The sequence below is a fragment of the Burkholderia sp. Ax-1719 genome (genome assembly GCF_011753055.1).
Taxonomy (GTDB): Bacteria; Pseudomonadota; Gammaproteobacteria; order Burkholderiales; family Burkholderiaceae; genus Paraburkholderia.
Genome location: NZ_VWWJ01000004.1, coordinates 78,544 through 103,854, shown reverse-complemented (window position 1 = coordinate 103,854; position 25,311 = coordinate 78,544). Strand labels below are relative to the sequence as shown.

19 protein-coding genes are annotated in these 25,311 nt (G+C 64.3%); 10 read left to right on the top strand and 9 right to left on the bottom strand.

Features of this window, described 5'->3' with window-relative positions; translation table 11 throughout:
- Window positions 1-124 precede the first annotated feature (124 nt).
- Entirely contained in the window at window positions 125-271 is a 147-nt protein-coding gene (locus F3J17_RS09990) for a hypothetical protein (protein ID WP_167056875.1), read from the bottom strand.
- Window positions 272-701: 430 nt separating this feature from the next.
- Between F3J17_RS09990 and F3J17_RS09985 the strand changes: the two genes are divergently transcribed.
- Both F3J17_RS09985 and F3J17_RS09980 read left to right on the top strand, forming a co-directional pair.
- Window positions 702-2,174: a circularly permuted type 2 ATP-grasp protein gene (locus tag F3J17_RS09985; RefSeq protein WP_167056872.1), complete on the top strand. Its 1,473-nt coding sequence runs from the start codon at window positions 702-704 to the stop codon at window positions 2,172-2,174.
- 67 nt (window positions 2,175-2,241) lie between these two features.
- Entirely contained in the window at window positions 2,242-3,219 is a 978-nt protein-coding gene (locus F3J17_RS09980) for an alpha-E domain-containing protein (protein ID WP_167056870.1), read from the top strand.
- A 26-nt stretch (window positions 3,220-3,245) separates the two neighbouring features.
- Here the strand turns inward: F3J17_RS09980 and F3J17_RS09975 are convergent, their stop codons facing one another.
- Window positions 3,246-4,331 (bottom strand): putative zinc-binding metallopeptidase, encoded by a 1,086-nt coding sequence (locus F3J17_RS09975; protein WP_167056867.1) that lies wholly within the window; start codon window positions 4,329-4,331, stop codon window positions 3,246-3,248.
- 176 nt (window positions 4,332-4,507) lie between these two features.
- Here F3J17_RS09975 and F3J17_RS09970 point away from each other — a divergent pair, with 176 nt between their 5' ends.
- The 4 genes from F3J17_RS09970 (at window position 4,508) to F3J17_RS09955 (ending at window position 12,195) form a co-directional block, all read left to right on the top strand.
- Window positions 4,508-7,999: a transglutaminase family protein gene (locus F3J17_RS09970; RefSeq protein WP_167056864.1), complete on the top strand. Its 3,492-nt coding sequence runs from the start codon at window positions 4,508-4,510 to the stop codon at window positions 7,997-7,999.
- 62 nt (window positions 8,000-8,061) lie between these two features.
- Complete coding sequence (locus tag F3J17_RS09965; protein ID WP_167056862.1) at window positions 8,062-10,749, top strand: circularly permuted type 2 ATP-grasp protein; 2,688 nt, start codon at window positions 8,062-8,064, stop codon at window positions 10,747-10,749.
- Complete coding sequence (locus F3J17_RS09960; RefSeq protein ID WP_167056859.1) at window positions 10,746-11,630, top strand: transglutaminase family protein; 885 nt, start codon at window positions 10,746-10,748, stop codon at window positions 11,628-11,630. Before F3J17_RS09965 ends, F3J17_RS09960 begins: the two co-directional genes overlap by 4 nt.
- Window positions 11,631-11,706: 76 nt before the next feature.
- Window positions 11,707-12,195, top strand: a complete 489-nt coding sequence (locus F3J17_RS09955) for a cupin domain-containing protein (protein WP_167056856.1) — start codon at window positions 11,707-11,709, stop codon at window positions 12,193-12,195.
- A 31-nt stretch (window positions 12,196-12,226) separates the two neighbouring features.
- Here F3J17_RS09955 and katG read toward each other — a convergent pair whose 3' ends face one another.
- The 7 genes from katG to F3J17_RS09920 all read right to left on the bottom strand — a co-directional run bounded on the left by katG (window position 12,227) and on the right by F3J17_RS09920 (window position 20,154).
- The gene (katG, locus tag F3J17_RS09950; RefSeq protein WP_167056853.1) at window positions 12,227-14,401 is read right to left on the bottom strand and encodes a catalase/peroxidase HPI; all 2,175 of its coding nucleotides are present in this window, start codon (window positions 14,399-14,401) and stop codon (window positions 12,227-12,229) included.
- A 100-nt stretch (window positions 14,402-14,501) separates the two neighbouring features.
- Complete coding sequence (locus F3J17_RS09945; RefSeq protein ID WP_167056850.1) at window positions 14,502-14,804, bottom strand: hypothetical protein; 303 nt, start codon at window positions 14,802-14,804, stop codon at window positions 14,502-14,504.
- Between the two features lie 54 nt (window positions 14,805-14,858).
- The gene (locus tag F3J17_RS09940; protein ID WP_167056847.1) at window positions 14,859-15,017 is read right to left on the bottom strand and encodes a hypothetical protein; all 159 of its coding nucleotides are present in this window, start codon (window positions 15,015-15,017) and stop codon (window positions 14,859-14,861) included.
- A 96-nt stretch (window positions 15,018-15,113) separates the two neighbouring features.
- On the bottom strand, window positions 15,114-15,371 hold the full coding sequence (locus F3J17_RS09935) for a hypothetical protein (RefSeq protein ID WP_240160886.1): 258 nt from the start codon (window positions 15,369-15,371) through the stop codon (window positions 15,114-15,116).
- A 400-nt stretch (window positions 15,372-15,771) separates the two neighbouring features.
- Window positions 15,772-16,941, bottom strand: a complete 1,170-nt coding sequence (locus tag F3J17_RS09930; protein ID WP_167056844.1) for an EmrA/EmrK family multidrug efflux transporter periplasmic adaptor subunit — start codon at window positions 16,939-16,941, stop codon at window positions 15,772-15,774.
- Window positions 16,942-16,967: 26 nt separating this feature from the next.
- Window positions 16,968-18,545 (bottom strand): efflux transporter outer membrane subunit, encoded by a 1,578-nt coding sequence (locus F3J17_RS09925; RefSeq protein ID WP_167056841.1) that lies wholly within the window; start codon window positions 18,543-18,545, stop codon window positions 16,968-16,970.
- 52 nt (window positions 18,546-18,597) lie between these two features.
- Window positions 18,598-20,154, bottom strand: coding sequence for a DHA2 family efflux MFS transporter permease subunit (locus tag F3J17_RS09920; protein ID WP_167056838.1), 1,557 nt, complete (start codon window positions 20,152-20,154; stop codon window positions 18,598-18,600).
- A 336-nt stretch (window positions 20,155-20,490) separates the two neighbouring features.
- Here F3J17_RS09920 and F3J17_RS09915 point away from each other — a divergent pair, with 336 nt between their 5' ends.
- The 4 genes from F3J17_RS09915 to F3J17_RS09900 all read left to right on the top strand — a co-directional run bounded on the left by F3J17_RS09915 (window position 20,491) and on the right by F3J17_RS09900 (window position 25,281).
- Window positions 20,491-21,168, top strand: coding sequence for a TetR/AcrR family transcriptional regulator (locus F3J17_RS09915; protein WP_167056835.1), 678 nt, complete (start codon window positions 20,491-20,493; stop codon window positions 21,166-21,168).
- Window positions 21,169-21,335: 167 nt separating this feature from the next.
- Window positions 21,336-23,156 carry a tannase/feruloyl esterase family alpha/beta hydrolase gene (locus F3J17_RS09910; protein WP_167056833.1) on the top strand — a complete coding sequence of 607 codons (1,821 nt, stop codon included), beginning with the start codon at window positions 21,336-21,338 and terminating at the stop codon, window positions 23,154-23,156.
- A 72-nt stretch (window positions 23,157-23,228) separates the two neighbouring features.
- Window positions 23,229-23,798 carry a thioredoxin gene (locus F3J17_RS09905; RefSeq protein WP_167056829.1) on the top strand — a complete coding sequence of 190 codons (570 nt, stop codon included), beginning with the start codon at window positions 23,229-23,231 and terminating at the stop codon, window positions 23,796-23,798.
- Between the two features lie 334 nt (window positions 23,799-24,132).
- Window positions 24,133-25,281: a porin gene (locus F3J17_RS09900; RefSeq protein WP_167056826.1), complete on the top strand. Its 1,149-nt coding sequence runs from the start codon at window positions 24,133-24,135 to the stop codon at window positions 25,279-25,281.
- The last annotated feature ends 30 nt before the right edge of the window (window positions 25,282-25,311 follow it).

The following is a 25,311-nucleotide window of genomic DNA, read 5'->3' as shown; positions in this document are numbered from 1 at the left end:
CTGGACGCGTGGCTAGTGTCCGCTGTTCGTCGTGGGGATCTCATGCGCGAGGCCAAAGACCAGAGCTTTCGTTACCGAAAGGACTTGGGCTTAGCAAACCAAGTCTGCCTTTTCCGACACGGCTTTATAACATCACGGCCACGGTCTTGTCATCACGCTGAAACAGTTTGCGCGCTTTATTCAAGTCGACAACAAAACGCGCATCGAGGCCAACGATCGCGCATATCGGGCGCCAGCCATCGCGCCGCTTATTCGATTTCCTGCCACTCATGAACGCTCCTGCGATTCCGATCCGTTCCATCTGCCCCTCGACCGGCGTGTCCGCGCGCACCATCTTCGCGCATGGCAGTCCGCCTACTCTCGCTCCCACCGCAACATCGCGCATCGATTTAGTGCTTCGCGTGCGCTGAGCGCTCGTGAGGCCCATCGCTTCGATGCGTCGCGCATCGGCATGGAAGTTGCATTGACCCTTCCTGCCCGATCACCCAGCGTAGCGAATTGCTGCAACGCGCATGGCGTGCCAGTCGTCACGCCTGCGCCATAGTTCGATCAGGCGAAACCGTCGACGTAGCGATTGAAGTCCGCGTCGGCGGAATCTGGCGTCACCGATCGAGAGCAGCACGCTTGCGCACAACAAGCCGACGCCTGGCAGCGCAAACCTGCCAGGCGCGGCGAACGAGAGCCGCGGACGGAAGACGGATATGACGCAAACATTCTTCAACGAGATGTTCGAGTACGGGGAATTCGATGTGCGGGGCGTAGCCGCCACGGCCTTCGCTGAAACCGGCGAGCCGCGCGTGCACTACCGCGAATTCCTCGCGTGGATGCGCGCGCAGAGCGAGCAGCAGATGCACAAAAAGCGCGCGGAAGCGGACACGATCTTCCGGCGCGTGGGCATCACCTTCGCCGTATATGGCGAGAAAGACGTCACCGGCGCGGGCACCGAGCGCACGATTCCCTTCGACGTGATTCCGCGCATCTTCCAGCGCGAGGAATGGACGAAACTCGAACGCGGGTTGCGCCAGCGCGTGAACGCGCTCAACCGCTTCATTCACGACATCTATCACGGCCAGGATATCGTGCGCGCGGGCATCGTTCCGGCCGACCAGATTCTGCGCAACGCGCAATATCGCCCTGAAATGCAGGGCGTGAACGTCGCGCGCGACATTTACGCCCACATCGCCGGTATCGATATCGTGCGCGCCGGCGAGGGCGAATTCTACGTACTCGAAGACAATCTGCGCGTGCCCTCGGGCGTGTCGTACATGCTGGAAAACCGCAAGATGATGATGCGGCTCTTTCCCGATCTGTTCGTGCGCAACCGCATCGCGCCTGTTGCTCATTATCCCGATCTGCTGCTCGACACGCTGCGCGCCGCCGCGCCCTCGGGCAGCGACAATCCCACGGTCGTGCTGCTCACGCCGGGCATGTACAACTCGGCGTATTTCGAGCACGCGTTTCTGGCGCAACAGATGGGTATCGAACTGGTCGAAGGCCAGGATCTGTTCGTGGAAAACGATCATCTCTACATGCGCACGACCCAGGGGCCGCAGCGCGTGGACGTGATCTACCGGCGCGTCGACGACGATTTTCTCGATCCGCTCGCGTTCCGCGCCGATTCGACGCTCGGCGCGGCGGGCCTGATGAATGTCTATCGCAAGGGCAACGTCACGCTGTGCAATGCCGTAGGCACCGGCGTCGCCGACGACAAGTCGATCTATCCCTATGTGCCCGACATGGTGCGCTTCTATCTGGGCGAAGAACCGCTGCTGAACAACGTGCCCACGTGGATGTGCCGCAAGCCCGACGATTTGCGCTACGTGCTGGACCATCTGCCTGAGCTCGTCGTCAAGGAGACGCATGGCGCGGGCGGCTACGGCATGCTGATCGGCCCGGCTGCAACGCGCGCCGAAATCGAGGACTTCCGCGCGGTGCTGGTGGCGAATCCGGATAAATACATCGCACAGCCAACGCTTTCGCTGTCCACTTGCCCCACCTGGGTCGAAAGCGGCATCGCCCCGCGCCATATCGATCTGCGGCCGTTCGTCCTGTCGGGCCAGGAGGTGCGCATGGTGCCGGGCGGCCTCACGCGCGTGGCGCTGCGCGAAGGATCGCTAGTCGTCAATTCATCGCAGGGCGGCGGCACCAAGGACACCTGGGTGCTCGAGCGCTAGACGCCGCCCATTGACACGATAAGCAATCCGAAATACGCCAAAACGCACGCGCCACTCCGGAGGCCTCATGCTGAGCCGCACTGCCGAACATCTGTTCTGGATGACCCGTCATACCGCGCGTGCCGACCATCTCGCGCGGCTGCTGGACGCCTGTTATCAGCGCTCGCTGCTGCCCGCGCCCGACGACGCCGCGCAACCGGCGGCAAACGGCTGGCTCACGATCCTCTCGACCGTGGGGCTCGCCGATCACTACCGGCTTTCGCACCACGGCATCGAGCCGCGCGAAGTGATTGCCTTTCTCGCCGCCGACGCGGCGAATCCGTCGTCGATCGTCAGCAGCCTGCGATTCGCACGCGAAAATGCGCGCGCGGTGCGTGGCTGTCTGAGCAGCGAATTGTGGGAATCGCTTAACGCCACCTGGCTCGATCTGCAGCGCCTCGTCGCGGACGGTGTGCACGAGCACGATCCCTACGCCCTCTTCGAATGGGTCAAGCAGCGCCTGCATCTCGCGCGCGGCGTGCAACTGGCCGCGCCCGTGCAGAACGAAACAGCCGCCTTCCTGCAACTGGGCGGCTGCGTGGAACGCGCGGATCAGCTGGCGCGCACGCTCGAAGCGCATTGCGACACGCTTGGACCGGCGCACGCGTTCGACTACCACGGCGCGAACGCGCTGCTGCGCGCCGTATCCGCACACGACGCCTATCGCGAGATCTATCACGACGCCATCTCGCCCGCGCGCATCGCCGCATTGCTGATCCAGTGCCAGGATTGGCCGGGTTCGCTTGCCGCCAGCCTCGAAGATATCCGCCGCCTGAGCGTGCGGCTGCGCAACGGCCAATCGGCGCAGACCGAGCGGCTCGCCGTGCAGTTGTGCGAAGAAGTGCGTCAAGCACCGCTGCAGGAATGGTTCGCGACTGCGCAAGGCAGCGGCGCCCTGCGCGCCTGGCTCAACGCCCTGATTGCGCGCGTGAACGAACTGGCGCGCCGCGTGGGCCGCGATCTGGTGCGCCCGGCGATTCCCGAGCCGGTTGCGGCCGCCGCCTGACGCGCGCGTCCGGAAGAACAAGGCAATCAGGGCCGCGCCGCCGCCGAGATCACGCGATGAACGAAACGCAATTTGTCGATGACGGGCGGGGCCAGCGTGAACGGATAACCGTCCGGCATGCCCAGGCTGCGGTTCAGACTGTTGAGCGCATAGGTCAGCGCAAACCAGCGCGCCATCAGGCTATCGAAGCTTGCTTCGTCGACGGGCGTCTGGTCGAGCAGCACCGGTTCGTCGGGGCTGTCGGGCAGGAGCGCCACGCCGCAGGCCGCCGCCGTGTCGAGCGTATCGACCAGGTGCAGATAGTGCGCCCAGGTTTCCGCCCAATCCTCCCACGGATGCACCGACGCATAGGCGCTCACGTGGCGCTCGGCCCAGTCTGGCGCGGGACCTTCGGCGTAATGCGCGGCGAGCGCGGCGGCGTAATCGGCGCGCTCATCGCCAAACAGCGCGCGAAACGGCTCGATCCAGCGCGCGTCTCCGCCGGCCTCGTCAGCGACGAGACGGTCGAAATAATAATGGCCGACCTCGTGCCGGAAATGCCCCAGCAAGGTGCGGTACGGCTCGTGCAGCGACACGCGCGTGCTTTCGCGATGCGCGTCGTCGGCTTCCGCGATGTTCATGGTGATGAGGCCGTGATCGTGCCCGGTCAGCACGTGCTGGCCGTCGCCCAGTTCTTCGAGAAACTCGAATTGCAGGCCGTGGTCGGGATCTTCCGCGCGTGTGGCCAGCGGCAGGCCCAGCGCACCCAGCGTGTAAAGCAGACGGCGCTTCGCCACTTCCAGCCGATACCAGTAGAGCCGGTTTTCGGGCCGCGTGAGATTGGGGATCGTGCGGGTGAACTGGCAGGCGCGGCAGAGCGTGTCGGCGGCGTGCGCCTCGTCGTCGGGAATCATGCCGTTGCAGACGTTTTCAGCCGCGTAGTTATGACACTGCCGGAACAGCGCACCCTGCGCCTGCGCGTTCAGGCTGCGCCAGCGCCCATCGCCCGCGTCCTCGAAAGCGTGCATCTCGCCGCTCTGCGGCACATAGCCAAGGCGCGAATCGCAGCGCTCGCAGCGTTCGTTTTCGAAGAACACCAGTTGATTGCAATGGTCGCAGTGAAACGTCTTCATGAGCGCTGTCCTGTGATTACCGTGATCGGCGCGCGCAGTACAGCACGCCGCGTGCCGCGCTTTCGTGGTCACCTTCGCCATCGCATTGGCGGCTGTCATCACCACCACTCGCGGCGTGCGCATCATGAGCGCGCGTCCAGTTTTTCATTCCATCCCTGTCGAACGAGGAGTCGGGTGTGTCCATCCGTGTCGCGTTAAACCATGTCACGCAGTATCGCTATGACCGGCTCGTGCATCTCGCGCCCCATGTGGTGCGCCTGCGCCCCGCGCCGCACTGCCGCACGCCGATCCTCTCGTATTCGATGCGCGTGGAGCCCGCCGATCATTTTGTGAACTGGCAGCAGGACCCGTTCGCCAACTATCAGGCACGACTCGCCTTTCCGGAGCCGACGCGCGAATTCCGCGTCACGATCGATCTGGTCGCGGAAATGGCGGTCTACAACCCGTTCGACTTCTTCCTCGATCCGAGCGCCGAGCAGTTCCCCTTCGCCTACGCGCCGGAACTGGCCACCGAACTCGCGCCCTATCTGGTGCACAGCGCGCCGACGCCGCGCTTCGCCGCCTTCGTCGAAAGTATCGACCGCTCGCCGCGCGCTACGGTGGATTTTCTGGTCGAGCTGAACCAGCGGCTGCAGCGTGACATTGGCTACCTCATCCGCATGGAGCCGGGCGTACAGACGCCCGAGGAAACGCTGGAAAAGGGTTCGGGTTCCTGCCGCGATTCCGGCTGGCTGCTGGTGCAGACGCTGCGGCAACTGGGCCTGGCGGCGCGTTTCGTGTCGGGCTATCTGCTGCAGCTTACGCCCGACGTCAAGGCGATCGACGGCCCGCAAGGCGCCGAAGCGGATTTCACCGATCTGCATGCCTGGTGCGAAGTCTATCTGCCGGGCGCGGGCTGGATCGGCCTCGACCCCACCTCCGGGCTGCTCGCGGGCGAAGGCCATATTCCCGTGGCCTGCACGCCGGAGCCAGGCAGCGCCGCGCCGATTTCCGGTTCGCTGGACGATTGCGAAGTCGAGTTTTCGCACTCGATGACGATCGCCCGCGTACAGGAAACGCCGCGCGTCACCCTGCCCTACACCGACGAGCAATGGGCGCAGATGCAGGCGATGGGCGCGCAGGTGGACGCCGCGCTCGAAGCGGGCGACGTGCGCCTGACGATGGGCGGCGAGCCCACTTTCGTGGCCGCGAACGACCGAGACGCGTCCGAGTGGAACACCGACGCACTCGGCCCCACCAAACGCCGCTACGCCATTTCGCTGATGGACAAGCTGCGCACGCAGTACGGCGCGCTCGGTTTCCTGCACATCGGCCAGGGCAAGTGGTATCCGGGCGAGCAACTGCCGCGCTGGGCGCTCTCGCTTTACTGGCGCGCGGATGGCGAGGCGTGCTGGCACGATCCGTCACTGTTCGCCGACGAGCGCAGCAGCACCCACCACACGGCCGCCGACGCGCAACGCTTCCTCAGCCACCTCGCCGCGAAGCTCGCCGTCGATCCGAAGCACGTCCAGCCCGGCTACGAGGACACGTGGTACTACCTGTGGCGCGAGCGCCGCCTGCCGGTGAACGTCGATCCGTTCGACTCGCGCCTGGACGACGAAATGGAGCGCGTGCGCCTGCGCCGCGTGTTCGATGCGGGGCTCGATACGGTCACCGGCTACGTGCTGCCGCTCGCGCGCGAGCATCATCCGCAGCCCGCACTGCAAGGCCCGCGCTGGGTCAGCGGCCCCTGGTTCTTCCGCGACGAGCGCATGTACCTGATCCCCGGCGATTCGCCGATGGGCTACCGGCTGCCGCTCGATTCGCTGCCGTGGGTTTCGGCCGCCGATTACCCCTGGCAGCATGCACACGACCCGTTCGCCGCGCCCGTGCCCTTGCGCAGCGCGGCGCAATTGCGCACGCAGTATCGGGAAGTGAGCGCTGCGGCGGGTTTCGCGGGTTTCTCGGGTTTCTCTGATTCCGCTGCTTTGGCCGATTCGACCTCGGCCTACGCGTCGGACGCGCTTGACGCCTCCCGCCTGCCCGCCCGCGGCGAATCGGCCTCCTGGGTCCATCGCACGGCGGTGTGCGTTGAGGTGCGCAACCCGGCTCGCGCCGCCGGCCCGCAAGTCGAAAACGCTTCCTTCGGCGCGCAGCAAGGCCAGCTTCACGTCTTCATGCCGCCGCTCGCCGCACTGGACGACTACCTCGACCTGCTCGCCGCTGTGGAAGCCACCGCTGCCGATCTCGCACTGCCCGTGGTGATCGAAGGCTATCCGCCGCCGCGCGATCCGCGTCTGAAAATGCTGCAGGTGACGCCCGATCCTGGCGTGATCGAGGTGAACATTCACCCGTCGTCGAACTGGGACGAACTGGTCGAGCGCACCGAATTCCTCTACCAGGCCGCGCACGAAACCGCGCTGTCCACCGAAAAGTTCATGATCGATGGCCGCCACACCGGCACCGGCGGCGGCAATCACCTGGTGCTGGGCGGCGCGACGCCCGCCGACAGTCCGTTCCTGCGCCGCCCCGACCTGCTCGCGAGCCTGGTGGCCTACTGGCATAACCATCCGTCACTGTCCTACCTGTTTTCGGGTCTCTTTATCGGCCCGACCAGCCAGGCGCCGCGCGTGGACGAGGCGCGCAACGACCAGGTCTACGAACTCGACATCGCCTTCGCCGAAATCCAGCGCCAGGTCGATCTGCTGCGCGGCTATGGCGAAGCAACGGGTGAAGGCGCGGTTGAAAACGATAGCGCCGCCCGCGTGCCGCCCTGGTTGATCGACCGGGCGCTGCGCAACATCCTGATCGACGTGACGGGCAACACGCACCGCGCCGAGTTCTGCATCGACAAGCTCTATTCGCCCGATGGCCCCACGGGCCGTCTGGGCCTGCTGGAGCTACGCGGCTTCGAAATGCCGCCGCATGCGCGCATGAGCCTCGCGCAGCAACTGCTGCTACGCGCGCTGGTGGCGCGTTTCTGGGCCAGGCCGTACACGCAGCGCCTCACGCGCTGGGGCACCGCGCTGCACGACCGCTTCATGCTCTCGACCTTCGTGAAAATGGATTTCGACGACGTGCTAGCGGAAACCACTGCAGCGGGCTTTGCGCTCGATCCCGCCTGGTTCGCGCCGCACTTCGAATTCCGCTTCCCGCTGGTTGGCGAGCTGCACACGGGCGGCATCGCGCTCACGCTGCGTCACGCGCTCGAACCGTGGCACGTGATGGGCGAGGAAGGCTCGGCGGGCGGGACGGTGCGTTATGTCGATTCGTCGGTGGAGCGGCTGGAGGTGAGCGTGCTGGGCATCAACGAAAGCCGCCATCTCGTCACCGTCAACGGGCGCGCGCTGCCGCTGCAACCGACCGGCCGCGCGGGCGAGAGCGTGGCGGGCGTGCGCTATCGCGCGTGGCAGCAGGCGGCGTCGCTGCATCCGACCATCGGCGTGCATGCGCCGCTCACGATCGATATCGTCGATAGCTGGAGTGGCCGCGCGATCGGCGGATGCCAGTATCATGTTGCGCATCCGGGCGGCCGCAATTATCAGACGTTTCCGGTCAATGCCTACGAGGCGGAAAGCCGGCGGCGTGCGCGCTTCTTCACGAGCGGGCACACGCCGGGTGAGGTCGATGCCGCGCCGCCCACGCGCAGCCTCGAATTTCCGTTCACGCTGGATTTGCGGCAGCCTTAACACCGCTTCAATCATTTAGCCCCACTGCGAACGCGCCCGGAAGACGGGCGCGTCACCTCATCTTGCCGATCCAGACCACCCTGCCGTTCGATGCCGCCGCCCATGACGAAGAGGGCCGCGCGCCGCTGCGCACCCTGCCGGTGCGCAGCGGGCATTGGGACGAACTGAGCGCGCCGGACGGCGGTCTGCGCGAGCCGTGGCAGCAGTTCTTCGGCCTGCTCGACAAGGACGGCGTGGCGGGTCTGGATGGCGCGGCGGCGTCGGTGGCGCGCCAGGTCCGCGAAAACGACATCACCTACAACGTCTATGCCGATCGCGGCGGCCCGCGTCCGTGGGCGCTCGACGTGCTGCCGCTTCTGATCGGCGAGGACGAATGGGCGCTGATCGAGCGCGGAGTGGCGCAGCGCGCGCGCCTGCTCAACGAGATCGTCGCCGATGTCTATGGGCCGCAGACCCTGCTGGCGCGCGGTCTGCTGCCGCCCGCGCTGGTGTTCGGCCATCCGGGCTATCTGCGCGCCGTGAAAGGCTTCGTCCCGCCTGACCGGCAATATCTGCAGATCGTCGCACTGGATCTCGCGCGCTCGCCCGAAGGCCAGTGGACGGTGGTGTCGCATCGCACGGAAGCGCCTTCGGGCCTCGGCTATCTGCTCGAAAACCGGCTGATCGTTTCCAGCCTGTTCGCCGAGCCGTTTCGCGCCATGCGCGTGCACCGGCTCGCGCCCACGTATTCGCAACTGGTCGCCACGCTTGCGGCGGCGGCGCGCACGCTCATGCGCAACGGCCCCGACGACGGACGCGGTGCCAATGCCTCGCCGCATATCGTGCTGCTCACGCCGGGGCCGTACAGCGAGACCTATTTCGAGCACGTCTTCCTCGCGCGCTATCTGGGTCTGACGCTGGTCGAGGGCAAGGACCTGACCGTGCGCAACGACATGCTGTATCTGAAGACGCTCGGCGGCCTGGAGCGCGTGCATGCGGTACTGCGGCGTCTGGACGACACCTTCTGCGACCCGGTCGAACTGCGCGCCGATTCGACCATCGGCGTGCCTGGCCTGCTGCAGGTGATGCGCGCGGGCAACGTGATGGTGTCCAACGTGCCGGGCGCGGGCTTTGCCGAATCGCCGGCGCTGCACGGTTTCATGCCCGCGATGGCGCAGGCGCTGCTGGGCGAACCGCTCGCGCTGCCGGGCGTGTCGACCTGGTGGTGCGGCGAAGACGCCGCCCGGCGCGACGCGCAGACGCAATTGAGCGACGCCCTGCTCCTGCCGACCTGGCCGCGTGGCCAGGCGGGCGCGACCAACGCGCCGCCGGGTCTCGTCGCCGGGCCGCAATCGCTCGACGCCTGGCGCGAGCGCATCGAGCAGTTGCCCGACGCCTTCACGATCCAGCAGCCGCTGCGCTACAGCTACACGCCGCGCTACGAGAGCGGCGCGGGCATGCTGGGCGCGCGGCCCGCCGTGCTGCGCGTCTACGCCATCGCCGATCCGGAGTGCGGCTGGCGCGTGCTGCCGGGCGGCTTCACGCGCCTCGCGGCAGAACAGACCGGGCAACAGACGGGGCAACATCAAGAATCGGTATCGATGCAGGCGGGCGGCAGCAGCGTCGATACCTGGGTGCTGTCGAGCCAGCCCGGCTCGGCGTTCTCCCTGCTGCCCAGGCCGATGCAGCCCGGCGACCTGCGCCGCGAACAACGCCGCGTGCCCAGCCGCGCCGCTGAAAACCTGTTCTGGGCGGGCCGCTACGGCGAGCGCGCCGAAAACGGCGTGCGCCTGTGCCGCCTGATACTCGGCTCGCTGGAAGGCAGCGACGCAGGCGAACTGTCCGGCACCTTCATCGAACTGGCCGCCGCCAGCGGCCTCGTGCCATCGGCAAGCGGTGACGTGCGGCGCGGACTCGATGCCTTCGAGCGCGTGCTGGTGGCGAATCTGCATGAGAGCGCGGGTAATGGCGGCAACGCGAGCATCGGCCAGACGCTCGCGGGTCAGGCGTATGCGTGCGGGGAGATTCGCGGCCGTCTGTCGAGCGACCACTGGCGCAACGTACTGGCCTCGCGCAACGACTTCCGCGATGCGCTGGCGGCCTTGTCGCTTTCGCCCGCCCCGGCATCGACCTCCGCTCGCGCCGACGCCGTGACGCCGCTGCGTCGCCCCTCGCCCTATGACCGCATGGCGCTGATCCGCGCGCTCGACACGCTCACCACGCAACTGAGCGCGATCAGCGGCTGTCAGGGCGACCGCATGACCCGCGACGAAGCGTGGCGTCTGCTGTTTGCGGGCCGCCATATCGAGCGCGTCGCCGCAATGGCCACGATGCTGCGCATTGCCGCGCAGGAACGCACGCTCGCCACGCCCGCCGGTTTCGACGTCATGCTGCAACTATTCGACAGCACGCTCACCTATCGCTCGCTCTACCCTGGACGCCTGGAAGTGCCCGCCTTGCTTGACCTGATCGTGACCGATCCCACCAATCCACGCGGACTCTATGGCGTGTATGGACGCCTGCGCACGCGCCTGGATGAAATCGCCCAGGCGGCGGGCGGCCCGCGCCGCGAGCCGTTTGCCTCGCAACTCGCGCCCGTCGAAGCGCTGCCCTCACTCGAAGCACTCTGCGAGCCGGGCGACGACGACCGCTATCCCGCGCTCGTCGCGCTCTGTGACAACCTCTCCGAGCGCATGGCGGCCACCTCGAACGAAATCAGCGCGCGCTGGTTCAGCCACGCCACGCCGCCCGCCGCGCAGGTGTGGTCATGAGCGATACGCGCCTGACGGTCACGCACCGTACGACCTATCGCTATTCCACGCCTGTGGAGACGGCCCAGCATCTGGCCACCATCACGCCGCTCGAATTGCCGTGGCAAAGCGTGCTGGCGCATCGCTCGGCCATCGAGCCCGCGCCCTCGTATCAGACGAGCCGCAGCGATGCGTTCGGCAACGAAGTGCTGTATTTCTCGTTCGACGCGCCGCATAGCGACCTGCAGATGACGAGCGATACCACCGTGCTGCTGACGCCGCGCTATGAAGCGCTCGATGCCGCCGCTACGCCCGCCTGGGAAAGCGTGGCGCACGCGCTGCGTTATGAAGCGGGCGGCGCGTTTCATCCGGAGTCCGAATTTTGTTTCGCGTCACCGAATATTGCCTTGCTGCCCGCGTTGCGCGCGTATGCGCTCGAAAGCTTCGCGCCTGACGCCAGCGTGCTGGAAGGGGCGATCGATCTGATGCATCGCATTCACGCGGATTTCGACTACAAGCCGACTGCAACGGCCTTCGACACGCCCGCATCGCGCGCCTTCGAATTGCGCCACGGCGTGTGCCAGGATTTCGCTCAGGTGATGATCGGCTGCCTGCGCTCGCTCGGCCTGGCGGCGCGCTATGTCAGCGGGTATCTGCGCAACGATCCGCCTGCGGGCGCACCGCCGATGATCGGCGCGGATGCCTCGCATGCGTGGGTGTCGCTCTTTGTGCCGACGGTGGGCTGGGTCGATCTCGATCCGACCAATGACGTGCTCGCCGATCAAGGGCATGTGACGCTGGCGATTGGCCGCGATTACACCGATGTCTCGCTATTGCGCGGTGTGATCCTGGGCGGCGGCGCGCATCAGGTGGAGGTGGCGGTGCAGGTCAAAGCGGAATAAGGCGCGAAACGCGGCGCAAAGTGCGGCGGCAAAGCCTATGCCATACTGGCCCACCGCCCCCACCGGAGACGAGCGCATGCAACGCCCCAGCTTTATCAAGCATTGGACCGAGCTAGAGAACCCGGAAGCCGGCCACTACACAGGCGACACGGAATTGATGGGCCTTGGCGCGCCGCTGGCCGAAAAGCTGGGCCTCACGCGCATCGGCATTCATCATGTGCGCCTGCTGCCCGGCCGCAGAACCTCCTACCCGCACGCGGAAAGCGCGGAAGAAGAATTCGCATATGTAGTCGAGGGCACGCCCGATGTGTGGATCGACGGGCATCTGCACCGCCTTCAGCCCGGCGATTCCGTGGGGTTTCCCGCGGGCACCGGCATCTGCCACACGTTCCTGAACAACACGAGCGACGAAGTCCGCCTGATCGTGATCGGCGAAAAATCGAAGGACGAGAACCGCATTCGCTATCCGCTCAACACGGCTTACGAAGCGACGCGCAAAGATAAATGGACCGATTGGCCGGACAGGCCAATCGGTCCACATGATGGCAAGGCGAAGGTCGATTAATTCAGCGATCGACCTTCGCTAAAGCGCGTGCTTAAGCCAGATCGAAGCGATCGAGATTCATCACCTTGGTCCAGGCGGCAACGAAGTCCTTCACGAACTTCTCTTTCGCATCCGCGCTCGCATAGACTTCCGCGAGCGCGCGCAGCACCGCGTTCGAACCGAACACCAGATCCGCGCGCGTGCCGGTGTACTTCACCTCGCCGCTCTTGCGGTCGCGTCCTTCGAAGCGTTCCTGCGAACCGTCCGCCGCCTTCCACGCCGTACCCATATCCAGCAGGTTGACGAAGAAGTCGTTGCTGAGCACGCCCGGCTTGTCGGTGAGCACGCCGTCCTTGCTGCCGTCGGCATTCGCACCCAGCACGCGCAGGCCGCCGATCAGCACGGTCAGTTCCGGCGCGGTCAGCGTGAGTTGCTGCGCCTTGTCGATCAGCAGCGTTTCCGTCGACGGGCCATCCTGCACGGCGCGATAGTTGCGGAAGCCGTCGGCCTTCGGTTCGAGCACGTCGACCGATTCCACATCGGTCTGGTCCTGGCGCGCATCGACGCGGCCCGCCACGAACGGCACCGACACCTTCACGCCCGCCGCCTGCGCAGCCTGCTCGATACCGACCACGCCGGCCAGCACGATCACGTCAGCGAGCGACGCCTTGCCCGACGCCTGCTGAATGGCTTGCAGCTTCGGCAGCACGGCCACTGCGGCCTTGTTGACGGCCCAGTCCTTCTGCGGCGCGAGCGCAATGCGTGCGCCGTTTGCGCCGCCGCGCTTGTCGCCGCCACGGAACGTCGATGCCGACGCCCACGCCACCGACACCAGATCGCTCACCGGAATACCGGCTTCCGCGATCTTCGCCTTCAGATCGGCGATATCGGCCGCGCTCGGGTGATGGATCGGCGCGGGCAGCGGATCTTGCCAGAGCAGGTCTTGCGACGGCACTTCCGGGCCGAGGTAACGCGCCTTCGGGCCCATATCGCGGTGCGTGAGCTTGAACCATGCACGCGCGAACGCTTCGCTAAAGGCCTGCGGATCGTTGAGGAAGCGACGCGAAATCTTCTCGAATTCCGGATCGAAACGCAGCGTCAGGTCGGTGACAAGCATGGTCGGCTTGCGCTTCTTCGACGGGTCGAACGGATCGGGGATGATTTCCGGTGCGTCCTTGGCTTCGAACTGGATCGCGCCCGCGGGGCTGCGCGTCTGCGTCCATTCGTACTTGAAAAGGTTTTCGAAGAAGTAGTTGCTCCACTGCGTGGGCGTCTGCGTCCAGACCACTTCGAGGCCCGAGGTGATCGCATCCGCGCCCGCACCCGAACCATAACCGCTATGCCAGCCGAGGCCCTGCGCTTCGAGCGGCGAGGCTTCCGGATCCGTGCCCACGTTCTCTGCCGAACCGGCGCCGTGGGTCTTGCCGAGCGTGTGGCCACCGGCGATCAGCGCGACGATTTCCTCATCGTCCATCGCCATGTTGCCGAAGGTCGCGCGAATCGCGGGCGCCGCCGATGCCGGGTCGCCGCTGGCGTTCGGACCTTCCGGGTTCACGTAGATCAGGCCCATTTCCGTGGCCGAGAGCGGGTTCTTCGCGAGCGTTTCCGGATTGCGGTGGGTGAGCCACTTCTTTTCCGTGCCCCAGTTCACATCCATGTCCGGTTCCCAAACGTCTTCGCGGCCAGCCGCGAAGCCGAAGGTGCGGAAGCCCGCGTTTTCCAGCGCGACATTGCCGGCCAGCACGATCAGGTCGGCCCAGGAAATCTTCTGGCCGTACTTCTGCTTGAGCGGCCACAGCAGGCGGCGCGCCTTGTCGAGGCTGACGTTATCGGGCCAGGAATTGAGCGGCGCGAAGCGCTGCTGCCCGCGGCCCGCGCCGCCACGGCCATCGGCCATGCGGTAAGTGCCGGCGCTATGCCAGGCCATGCGGATAAAGAGACCCGCGTAGCTGCCCCAGTCGGCCGGCCACCATTCCTGCGAGTCGGTCAGCACCTGGCGCAGATCGGCCTTCAGTGCGCTGTAATCGAGCTTCTTGAATTCCGCGCGGTAATCGAAATCTTCGCCGAGCGGATTCGAACGGTTGGAATGCTGGTTGAGCAAATCGACGCGCAGCTGGTTAGGCCACCAGTCGAGGTTCGCAGTGCCGCCGCCGGCAATCGGCTTGGCAGCGGCATGGAACGGGCATTTGGCTTCATCGGGCGTGGGTGTATCGATGGGCGTGCTCATGTGTACTCCATTCGCGTGGGGAAACGCCCTAATATATCCGTTACGGAAGATTGGCCCCAATTGAACGTCTGTATCCGAGCGATAGGCGCACGCCAGACCCTTAATACATCGAAGCCAGTGAGCGCGGTTCGGGCGCTGCGTGGCGCTTCTCGTTTGAAGCCGGCTTGCTTTCCTTGCGGGTGCTTTCGAGGTGATCGAGACGGCGCAGCAGTTCCTTCGCCTGTTTGTCGATATGCATCGGCAATTGCGGCATGACCTGAATCGCCCGCACTCGCGCGCGCCAGTAGCCCAGACTGACCACAGCGTTGACTTCGGTTTGTCGCACGAAGTCGGCCGAGCGTTCGAGATAGCCGAGAACATTGCGGATGTGCAGCAGATCGCGCTCTGCAAATTCAAAGCTCACGATGGATTCCCCGTTGTTGGTATCGATTGACTGATGCCGATTTAATTCAGCGCCTTAACGACGCGAGCGCGACCACTGCAACCAATCGTGATGATCGAGATTGCGTAAAAGATCGGCTCGCCGACGCTCGCGGCGATAATGCGCGACCACGCCGACTGTCGCGATAAAAAGCACGATCGTGCCCACGCTCATACCCAGCCAGGACTGTTCCACTTCAGCCTCCTCGGGTTATCCGTCGGTTATCGGTCGGTTATGCGAGTCCGCTGCCACGGTTTGCACTCACCGCAACAGGGATATCAGGCAACGCGATCAGGCGGCGCGAGCGAATGCGCGCAGCACGGCATAACCGCGCTGGGTCACGCGCAGCAGCGGCTGGCCCGACTCAGGCGGTTCGACCTCGACCAGTTGCAGATCGCGCAGCGCGCCCAGTTCGAGACAGTCAGGCTCGATATGCTCGGTCGCATCCTTGAGCAGCAGCAGAGTGGAAAGTTCGTGATGGCTCAGCATGGCGTCACCTTCGCCAACATCGAGCGCGCTGCGCCAGCAATCGTGTGCATGGAAAGCCATGCATCGTGCAAGGTGGCAGAGTGATTTTGATCAGGATTACTCATGATTAGGCTCCAGGGGAGTCGTCAACACGTGGCCGCTGCCACTGCGGCCAATGACCGGCATGCGTCGTTCATAAGCGGGGGGGAATCTGCGTTTTGTCCGCTTCCTGCCCGCTTACCCAGCTTCCGAACGACACCTGCGCCGATCTAGAGATTTCATTCTAACTTTGTTAAATCTCAGTTTTTATGACCCCCTAGCCAGGAGTTTCCCCAATGTTCTGTCAGGGTTTCCTGAGCGTGTCAGGGATACGGGCTGATGCACACGTTTTAGCTACAGAAAGAAGAACATCCGGTCGAAAAAGCACCGGATGTTCGGGCGTCGAACTGACGCGAAGGGGCGAAAACGCGTGCGCGGCGGGTTACTTCCCTGCGTTCTCCGCGATGATGCGGGCGATTTCCGCGTCGGCTTCGTCGCCGTATTTTTCGAACACGTTGGTCTGGTAGACCGTGTTCTGCGCGTTGCCGAGCTGGCTGCCCGTGTCATCCTTGATGTTCACGTCCACCTGCATCGACAGGCCAATGCGCAGCGGATGCTTCTCCAGCTCCGCCGGATCGAGCGCGACTCGCACCGGCAGGCGCTGCACCACCTTGATCCAGTTGCCCGTAGCGTTCTGCGCCGGCAGCAGCGAGAAAGCCGAACCCGTGCCTGCCGAGAAGCCCACCACCTTGCCGTGATAAACCACCGACGAGCCGTACACGTCGGCCGTCATCTCGACGGGCTGGCCGATGCGCATGTGCTTGAGCTGCACTTCCTTGAAATTGGCGTCGACCCACACGGCGTTCAGCGGCACCACCGACATCAGCGGCGTACCCGGCGAAACACGCTGGCCAACCTGCACCGAACGCTTCGCAACGTAGCCCGTGACCGGCGCGGGCAGCGTGTTGCGGGCGTTGGTGAGGTAGGCGTCACGCACCTTCGCGGCGGCGGCCATCACGTTAGGATGATCGGAGAGGGTCGTGTTGGCGGTCAGCGCGCGGTTCGCGGCGAGTTGCTGTTGCGCGGCTGCAAGCGAAGCCTCGGCGCTCTTCACGGTATCGCTCGCATGCGAAATTTCTTCCTGCGAAACCGCACCCGTTTGTGCAACCTGCATACGGCGGCGCAGATCGTCCCGTGCGCGCGAAAGATCCGCCTGACGCACGGCTACCTGTGCCTGGTACTGGCTGTCGTCGGCGAACAGACCGCGCACCTGGCGCACGGTCTGGCCGAGATTGGCTTCGGCCTGCTGAAGCGCAATGCGCGAGTCAGCCGGGTCGAGTTGCACCAGCGGCTCGCCCGCCTTGACGGTCTGCGTGTCGTCGGCGTTCACGGCGATCACCGTGCCGGTCACCTGCGGGGTGATCTGCACGACGTTGCCGTTGACGTAGGCGTCGTCGGTGTCCTCACTGAAGCGTGCGACGAGGAAGTAGTACAGGCCATAGGCAATCGCGGCAATCACGATCACGAGGACCAGCAGCGTCATCATGCGTTTGCGCTTGCCGTTTTGTTCGGTATCCTGCTCTTCTGCAACAGGCCGTTGTGCGGTGTTCATTTCTGGGTTCTCTTTTACGGTTTGTCTTATCGTTGCGGTGCGCTGGCAGCGGTCGTCGTCGTGGGCGGTACGCTTGCGCCATTCCACGGCGCACCGTTCGCGCCCTTCGCGTCGCTGCCGATCTGCTCAGGTGGCACGAGGTTCACGTCGTGCGCATTGTGGGCATCGAAGCCGCCGCCCAGCGCCTTGATGAGCGCCATCTGCTGGTCGCGGCGCTGCGCTTTCAGGTCCACGACCGACTGCTCGGCGCCCAGGCGATTCTGGTCGGCGTTGAGCACCTGCAACTGCTCCGAAAGGCCCGCCTTGTAGCGGATCACGGCGAGCTGATATGCCTTGGTCGACGCATCGAGCGCGTTCTGCGCATCGACCAGCTGCTTGTCCGCCGAGCGGATCGACGACACCGTGGTCGCCACATCCTGGAACGCGCCGATCAACGTCTGGTTGTAGTTCGCCACGTCCAGATCGAAGTCGGCATAGCGGCCCTTCAACTGTGCGCGCAACGCGCCCGCATCGAAGATCGGCAGATGCACGGCCGGGCCAATGTTCATCTGCCGGCTCGTGAAGTTGAGGAATCTGCCCCAGCCGAATGCATCGAAACCAAAGCCTGCGGCGAGGTTCACGTCGGGGTAAAACTCGGCCTTAGCTTCCTTGACGTCGTGCATCGCGGCTTCGACCTGCCAGCGCGCAGACACGATGTCCGGGCGGCGCGCCACGAGGTCAGCGGGCAGGTTGTCGGGCAAGGCGATCTGCGCCACCGGGTTCAGGACCGGATTGGCGATCTGCAGGCCGCGATCCGGGCCCTTGCCGAGCAACGCGCCCAGTTGATAGCGCACGGTCTCGATCTGGCCGTCGATCTGCGTGAGGTTCGCCTGGCTCGTCGCAATGTTGCCGTTGGCGGTCTGGCGCTCGACGTTGGTGTCGAGTCCCGCGACCACGCGACCATTGGTGATCGTGCCGATGGTCTTGCGGTTATCGATTTCACGCGCGGCGATGTCACGCTGCGCATACAGTTGCGCAAGCTGGTTGTACGTGCGCGCAACCGAAGCCGCGAGCGTGATGCGCGCCTGTTCCATATCGGCCTGCGCGGCGCGCTGTTGCGAGACAGCCTGTGCGAGCCGCTGGCGATTCTTGCCCCACAGATCCAGATCCCACGATGCGCTGGCGAGCGCATTATTTTCGCTGTACCAGTTGCCGCCATAGGGAGTCGGATAAAGCGCATTCGACGAATACAGCTCGCGCGTCCACGAATAGCTGGCGTTGACCTTGGGTGCGAGCGCCGCTTTCGACGTATCGATATACGACGAGGCCTTGGCGATGCGCGCCTGCGCCTGGGCGATGCTCGGGTTGCCTTCGAGCGCTTCGTCGATCAGCTTGGGCAGTTGCGGGTCGCCGAACTGCTGCGCCCAGTCGAGGGTGGGCCACTGGCCGCCTTGCGCGGGGATGCTCTGCGAGGTCTCGAACTGTTGCGGCTGCGCGATGGTCTTGTCGCTTTTGATACCGGCGTAGTTCGCGCAACCGGCCATCAGTGCGACCGTTGCGCCAGCAACTAAAACCGCCAATGCACGCGGCGTCGCGCGCGGGCGAAGAATTGAAACGCTAGTCATGTTTTCCTGATGATCCTGATGATGCGGTAACACTGTCGCTTCCAGCTTGCACTCAATGCGCAGCCGAATCGGCGCCGCCCTCTGCTTTTCCAGCGCGCGTGATCCAGATGAGCGGAATGATCGCGATGAATATCACCGCCGAAATCCAGAACACGTCATTCAGGCCCAGCATGGCGGCCTGGGTATCGACGAGTTGTCCAAACACCGAATGAGACGCCGACGTATCCAGATGCGCCGTCTTCGAGAGAAAGTCGAGAAATTGCGTGAACGCGGGATTCTCCGGCGTCGCCTGTTCGGTCAGCCGCGCGTGATGCACGACGGTGCGGTCATACCATTCGTTCGCGCCCAGCGATGTGCCCACCGCCCCGCAAAACACCCGCACGAAATTCGAAAGACCTGCCGCTGCCGGAATGCGTTGCGGCGACTGCCCCGCCAGAATGATCGCGGTCAGTGGCACGAAGAACATCGCCATCGGGATGCCTTGCAGCAGGGTCGGCACAACGAGGTGATACGTGTCTATATCGACGATGTAGTTCGAGCGCATCCAGAACACCACCGCAAAACCGATAAACGCCAGCGTCGCGATCAGGCGCGCATCCGAGCGCGGCAACACCTTCGCAATCACCGGCGAAAGCAGCACCGTGAAAATGCCGATCGGCGCAATCACGAGCCCCGCATCCACCGCGCGATAACCCAGATACTCCTGCATCCATTGCGGCAGCAGCACGAGATTGCCGAAGAACACGCCATACGCAATCGAAATCGCAATCGTGCCGCCCAGAAAATTGCGCTGGCCGAACAGACGCAGATCGACGATCGGGTGTTCCTCGGTCAGCTCCCAGATTACAAAGGCCACGAAGCTGACCGCTGCAGCAATCGTCAGCCCGACGATCACCGGCGAATGGAACCAGTCGAGATCCTTGCCCTTGTCGAGCATGACCTGCAAGGTGCCCACCCACGCGACCAGCAGGCCCAGCCCCACCAGATCGATCGGCGGCTTGCGCGTCGGCGTTTCGCGCGAGCGGTAGATCATCCACGTCGTGATCGCCGCAAAAATGCCTACGGGAATATTGATGTAGAAGATCCACGTCCAGCTATAGCTATCGGTGATCCAGCCGCCCAGCGAAGGTCCCGCGATCGGGCCCACGGTTGCAGTCATCGCCCAGAGCGCCAGCGCTGTCGAAGACTTTTTCTTCGGCCAGGAACTGAGCAGGATTGCCTGTGACATCGGAATCAGCGGCCCAGCGGTCAAGCCCTGGAACACCCGCGCGGCCAGCAGTACCGGCAGATTCGGCGCCATGCCGCATAGCCATGACGCGATGGTAAACAGCACGATCGCACCGACAAAGAGACGAATCTGGCCGAGCCGCTGCGTGAGCCAGCCGGTCAGCGGGATGGACACGGCATTGGCCGCTGCGAACACGGTGATGACCCACGTGCCCTCGTCCACCGATACGCCCAGGCTGCCAGACAAGGTCGGAATGGCGACGTTTGCGATCGACGAATCGAGCACATTCATGAATGTCGCAAGCGCAACAGCAAGCGTGCCGAGCGCGAGCTTGCCGCCGGTCAGCGGCGCGGGCGCGCCGGCTGCGGACGGCCCGCTCATCGCGCACCCCTGATGCGTTTCGTTCGCTGGTCCATAGTCATTTTGCAATCCTGATTAACTTGATGTGCTCATCAGCCTGATCTCTGTGCCCGTGCGGCGCGAAAAACGGACGTACGCGCTGCTCGGGTTCGCACAGCGGCCCTTCACCAATAGGGGAAAGATCAACCCGGGTAGAGAGTACCGAGCGGTACTGGATAATAAGAGCGGATTCCTGCCGAGTCAACTAAAATCGAACCGATCGGTACTGCGCCCGCCAGCGCTGGGTAAGACGCGGAAATGCGCGGTCGCGCTGTGTTACGATCCCGCGACACCGTTATTGCAATCCAATCGAAAGACATGGCGACGCACAAGGAAACCGGCGCACCGGCAGGCCCCGCTCGCGACAACGACACCGCATCCCCCGCCTCAAGCCGCGCAGACACGATTCTGAACGCGGCCCGCACCATATTTCTGGCGCACGGCTTCAGCGCCGCCACGACCGACATGATCCAGCGCGAGGCGCGCGTCTCCAAGTCCACCGTCTACGCGGCGTGGCCAACGAAGGAAGCGCTGTTCGCCGCCGTGGTCCAGCGCGAATGTGGTCAGTTCGCGCATTCGCTGCGCCATATGGAATTCGAGTCGGACGACATCACGCGCTCGCTCACCACGTTGGCGCGCGCCTATCTGAATCTGATTGTTTCGCCGATGGGGCTCGCGCTGTATCGCGTGATCGTCGCGGAAACGCCGCGCTTTCCCGAGCTGGGGCGCACGTTCTTTGCCGCCGGGCCGGAGGTGGTCGCGGGCATCGTTGGTCAATTTCTGGAGCGCGCCGCTGCGCGCGGCCAGATCGACGTGCAAGCCGTGGGTTATACGACGGCAGCCAAACTCTTCATCGGCATCGTGCGCGGCGAAGCACAACTGGAATGCCTCACGCACCCAGATGCCCGGCCGTCAGCTGCACAAATCGACCGCTGGGTGGAAGCGGCGGTGCATACGTTCGTGAGCGCCTTCGTGAAGCGACCCGAGGCAAACTGAACGCGCTTGACCGCACGCGTCAGTCCAGCCATGCCTTCTGTTTATCGAGCCATCTGTTTCGTTGATCGTCAGGGCCGCCGAAGGCCAATCGAGCGAAAAAGATGCTAAGAACAGGGTTCCCGAAGCTCGCGGCAGATTCGCCGCCCTTCTCCAGCCCGGTTCTTCCGATGAACGCCCAATCCTTCTTTTGCCTTACCCGGCGCACGGCTTCGCTGGCCGTTGCGCTCTTCATGCTCGCCGTGCTCGCGCTGCTGCGCGCTGCGCCCGCGTTCGCCGATACCGGCGCGGCGCTGCCCGTGATCGCCCCGGTGCAAAGCTGCGAGGCCCTTGCGCAAGCAAAACTCGATGCCGCCGTGGGTGCACCCGTTTCGATTGAAACGAAGCGCCTGAACACGCCCCAAGGCGAGTTCTGCGAAGTGAGCGGCACGATCGCACCCGCGATCGGCTTCAAGCTCGATCTGCCCACGACCAAGTGGACTCAACGCTATCTCCAGGCCGGTTGCGGCGGCCTGTGCGGCATGATCAACGCCAGCATCGGCAACGCAGGCGATTGCCGTCCCGCGCTGGACGGCGAATTCGCGGTCGCGGCTACCGATATGGGGCACACCGGCAGCATGGGCGCAGCCGATGCCGGCGCGTTCGTCGCCGATCCGCAAAAGCGTATCGATTTCGCTTATCGCGCCAACCACCTTACGGCGCTCGCAGCAAAGGCGCTGATGCGTACGTTCTACGGCGTCGCGCCGCGCTACGCCTATTTCTCGGGCTGTTCGGACGGCGGCCGCGAAGCCTTGATGGAAGCGCAGCGCTATCCCGACGACTTCGACGGCATTTCGGCGGGCGCACCCGCGATGCTGTTCCAGATCCAGAATTCCTTCTTCCATGCGTGGACAGTCGCGGCCAATCGCGGCAGCAACGGCCAGCCGATTCTGCTCGCGCCGAAGCTGCACGTGCTGCATGACGCGGTGATCGCGCATTGCGACACGCTCGACGGCGTCAAGGACGGCCTGCTGAGCGACCCGCGCGCGTGCCATGTGCAGGCGAGCTGGGTGGCCTGCAAACCGGGCGCGAGCGATACGCAACACTGCCTCACGCCGGCTGAATGGAGCGTGGCGCAAAAAATCTACACTGGCCCGACCGACGCCGAGGGCCATCGCTTCCTGCCTGGCGGCCTCGAACCCGGCTCCGAGCTGATGTGGAGTTCGTTCGTGCCGCGCGAGGCGAACGCGCACGTGATGTCCGAATCGCTCTACAGCAGCATGGTGCCGGTGGTCAATCTCGTGCCCTCGCAAGCCGAAGCGGCCGCCGCGACGTTCCCGTTCACGACCGCGCAATTCACGCGCATGCAGGAACTCCACGGCCTCAATGACGCCACCAATCCCGATCTGCGCGCGTTCGCGGCGCGTGGCGGCAAGCTCATCGTGTGGCACGGCTGGGCCGACTTTTCCATCGCGCCGATGATTTCCGTGGCCTACTATCGCGCCGTTCAGGCGGAGATGGGCAGCGCCGCGACAGACCGCTTCCTGCGCCTCTTCATGATTCCTGGTGTCGGCCATTGCGGCGGCGGCGATGGCTTCGCGCAGGTCGACACGCTCAGCCCGCTGATGACGTGGGTCGAGCACGGCGCGGCACCGGCGAGTTTGAACGCTCAGCGCGTCGCGCCAGTGCAAGGTCACCCAGGCGCGGGTCCGCAAGGCGGTAGCGATGGCCGCGGTGGTGGCCAATCCGGCGGCATCGGCGCACACGCGGCGCTGCCGCCCGTTGCGATTCCAAATCAGCCCGCGCTTGCGAGCCGGCCGATCTATCCGTTTCCGCAGATCGCGCATTATTCAGGCAAGGGTGATCCGGCTAAGGCGTCGAGCTACGTGAGCGCCCCCAGCCCCTTGAAAGAGCCCGCGAAAATCGACTGGTTCGGCGTCTTCATGCTGCGCCCCGGTTTCCAGAAGCAATACGTGGTGCGCGACGATCAGATCTTTCCGTTGCCGCAATAAACACTGAAATCCGCAAGGGCACGCTCATTGCGTGCCCTCGCCCCTACTAGCGATCCCACACCCGAAAACACCATGACCCAATCCGACTCCACCACGCCCGCCTGGCGCGCCGATCCCCTCACGTGGGGCCACGGCCCGCACGTTTTCGAAGTCTTTCTGGAACCGACCTGCCCGTTCTCGGTGCGCGCATTCGGCAAGCTCGACGCGCTGCTGGAAACCGCTGGCGCCGACCGTGTCACCGTCAAGATCCGCCTGCAATCGCAGCCGTGGCACATGTATTCAGGCGTGATCGTGCGCTGCATTCTCGCGGCTTCGACACTGCCCGGCGGCAAGGACAGCGCAAAAGCGGTGATGGCCGCCGTGGCGGCCCATCGGGAGGAATTCGAGTTCGAGCGCCATTGCGGCGGCCCGAATCTGGACGCGACGCCCAACGACATCATCGCGCGTATCGAGCGCTATAGCGGGCTGGCCTTGCGCGAAGCGTTTGCGATTCCCGGCCTCGACAGCGAAGTGAAATGGCATGCGAAGTACGCGCGCCAGAACGGCATTCACGTGTCGCCGACCTTCATGATCGACGGTATCGTCGATCCGAAAATCGGCAGCGGCGATGAAGTGGCGGCATGGGTCGCGCGTTTGCGCTAAAGGCGCGTGAACGTGCTTATTTCGCCACGCATGAAGTGGAATTTAATCTTCCGCGAAGCCAAATAATGCGCGCGCGGTGTGATGCGCCGACGTCGTTCATGGGTTTCTCGCATACGACGTCAGTGCATCGAAATCGCTGATCCTTAACGCTTTATTCACAAGCCGCTCAAACGGCTTTCACCGCGAAACGCCCTTTCCCGCCGGAGTGGAAAGTAAAGCAGTGAGCACGCGCTGAGCTTTTCGCAAACGCTCCGTTAGAGAAACGCAAGCCCCTCCCTAGCATCGGTCGAACCTCGCACATCGCAGGTTTGATACACGCATACAGGGGTTTCGCTTGAAAACAACCACATTGCTCGGCGCATTGACCGCCGCGCTGCTCTCGTCCTCCGCTTTCGCACAGAACTCCGTCACGCTGTACGGCATGATCGATGCTGGCCTCATGTACACCAACAACGTGAGCAAGAGCGGCGCACACGGCGCGCTATTCCAGGCCACGAGCGGCAACATCAACGGCAGCCGCTTTGGCATTCGCGGGCGCGAAGCGCTCGGCGATGGGCTCAATGCCGTCTTCGTGCTGGAGAACGGCTTCAATGTGCAGAACGGCAAGCTCGGTCAGGACAACCGGCTCTTTGGCCGCGAAGCATGGGTTGGCCTCACGAGCGATCGTTATGGCTTTGCCGCGGTGGGCCGACAGTACGACTCGGTTGTCGATTACGTCGCGCCGCTTTCTGCGGAAGCGGGCTCATTCGGCAAATCGAGTTTTGCTCACCCGTTCGACAACGACAATCTTGCGGATTCGCTGCGGATCAGCAATGCCGTCAAATATGCGAGCCCGAGTTTTGCAGGCCTGCAGTTTGGCGGTCTTTACGCGTTCTCGAACAGCACCGGCTTTAGCGAAAATCGCGCATGGAGCGCGGGCGCGAGTTACGCGAACGGGCCATTGAGCCTGGGCGCGGGCTATCTGCAAATCGACCATGCGGGTGGATCGACCGGCAACGGCGCGATCGATATCACCGAATCGTCGGCGAATGGCGTCGGCGGCTTCACGCTTGCCGCCGACGTGCAGCGCGTCGCGGCAGCCGCGATCCGCTATGAAGTGAAAGGCGCGTCGCTGGCCTTCGTGTACTCGCACAGCCAGTTCGAAGGCAGTACATCGTTTGGCTCGACCGGCGGCAACGTGAGTTTCGACAACTACGAACTCAGCGGCCAATATCCGCTCGCGCGTCACCTTTCTCTGGGTCTCGCGTATGTCTATACGGACGGCCATGCTTCGGATACCCGAACATATTCCGCCGATCCGAAATGGCAGCAGGTCGATACGCAACTCGTGTATTCGTTCTCGCGCCGCACCGATGTCTATCTCGAAGGCATCTATCAGCATGTCACTGGCCATCACTACGTGGCCTTCATCGACACGGCTGGCGGTGCGTCCTCCACCGCCAATCAGGTTGTCGCGACCGTGGGGCTGCGCTCGCGCTTTTAATACATGACTTACAACGTCGCCCTTCGCAGG

What these genes read in the sequence shown, in the direction of transcription:
- F3J17_RS09990 (WP_167056875.1), bottom strand. Translation starts at nt 271, where the DNA reads ATGAGTGGCAGGAAATCGAATAAGCGGCGCGATGGCTGGCGCCCGATA.
- F3J17_RS09985 (WP_167056872.1), top strand. Translation starts at nt 702, where the DNA reads ATGACGCAAACATTCTTCAACGAGATGTTCGAGTACGGGGAATTCGAT.
- F3J17_RS09980 (WP_167056870.1), top strand. Translation starts at nt 2,242, where the DNA reads ATGCTGAGCCGCACTGCCGAACATCTGTTCTGGATGACCCGTCATACC.
- F3J17_RS09975 (WP_167056867.1), bottom strand. Translation starts at nt 4,331, where the DNA reads ATGAAGACGTTTCACTGCGACCATTGCAATCAACTGGTGTTCTTCGAA.
- F3J17_RS09960 (WP_167056859.1), top strand. Translation starts at nt 10,746, where the DNA reads ATGAGCGATACGCGCCTGACGGTCACGCACCGTACGACCTATCGCTAT.
- F3J17_RS09955 (WP_167056856.1), top strand. Translation starts at nt 11,707, where the DNA reads ATGCAACGCCCCAGCTTTATCAAGCATTGGACCGAGCTAGAGAACCCG.
- katG (WP_167056853.1), bottom strand. Translation starts at nt 14,401, where the DNA reads ATGAGCACGCCCATCGATACACCCACGCCCGATGAAGCCAAATGCCCG.
- F3J17_RS09935 (WP_240160886.1), bottom strand. Translation starts at nt 15,371, where the DNA reads ATGGCTTTCCATGCACACGATTGCTGGCGCAGCGCGCTCGATGTTGGC.
- F3J17_RS09930 (WP_167056844.1), bottom strand. Translation starts at nt 16,941, where the DNA reads ATGAACACCGCACAACGGCCTGTTGCAGAAGAGCAGGATACCGAACAA.
- F3J17_RS09925 (WP_167056841.1), bottom strand. Translation starts at nt 18,545, where the DNA reads ATGACTAGCGTTTCAATTCTTCGCCCGCGCGCGACGCCGCGTGCATTG.
- F3J17_RS09920 (WP_167056838.1), bottom strand. Translation starts at nt 20,154, where the DNA reads ATGAGCGGGCCGTCCGCAGCCGGCGCGCCCGCGCCGCTGACCGGCGGC.
- F3J17_RS09915 (WP_167056835.1), top strand. Translation starts at nt 20,491, where the DNA reads ATGGCGACGCACAAGGAAACCGGCGCACCGGCAGGCCCCGCTCGCGAC.
- F3J17_RS09910 (WP_167056833.1), top strand. Translation starts at nt 21,336, where the DNA reads ATGAACGCCCAATCCTTCTTTTGCCTTACCCGGCGCACGGCTTCGCTG.
- F3J17_RS09905 (WP_167056829.1), top strand. Translation starts at nt 23,229, where the DNA reads ATGACCCAATCCGACTCCACCACGCCCGCCTGGCGCGCCGATCCCCTC.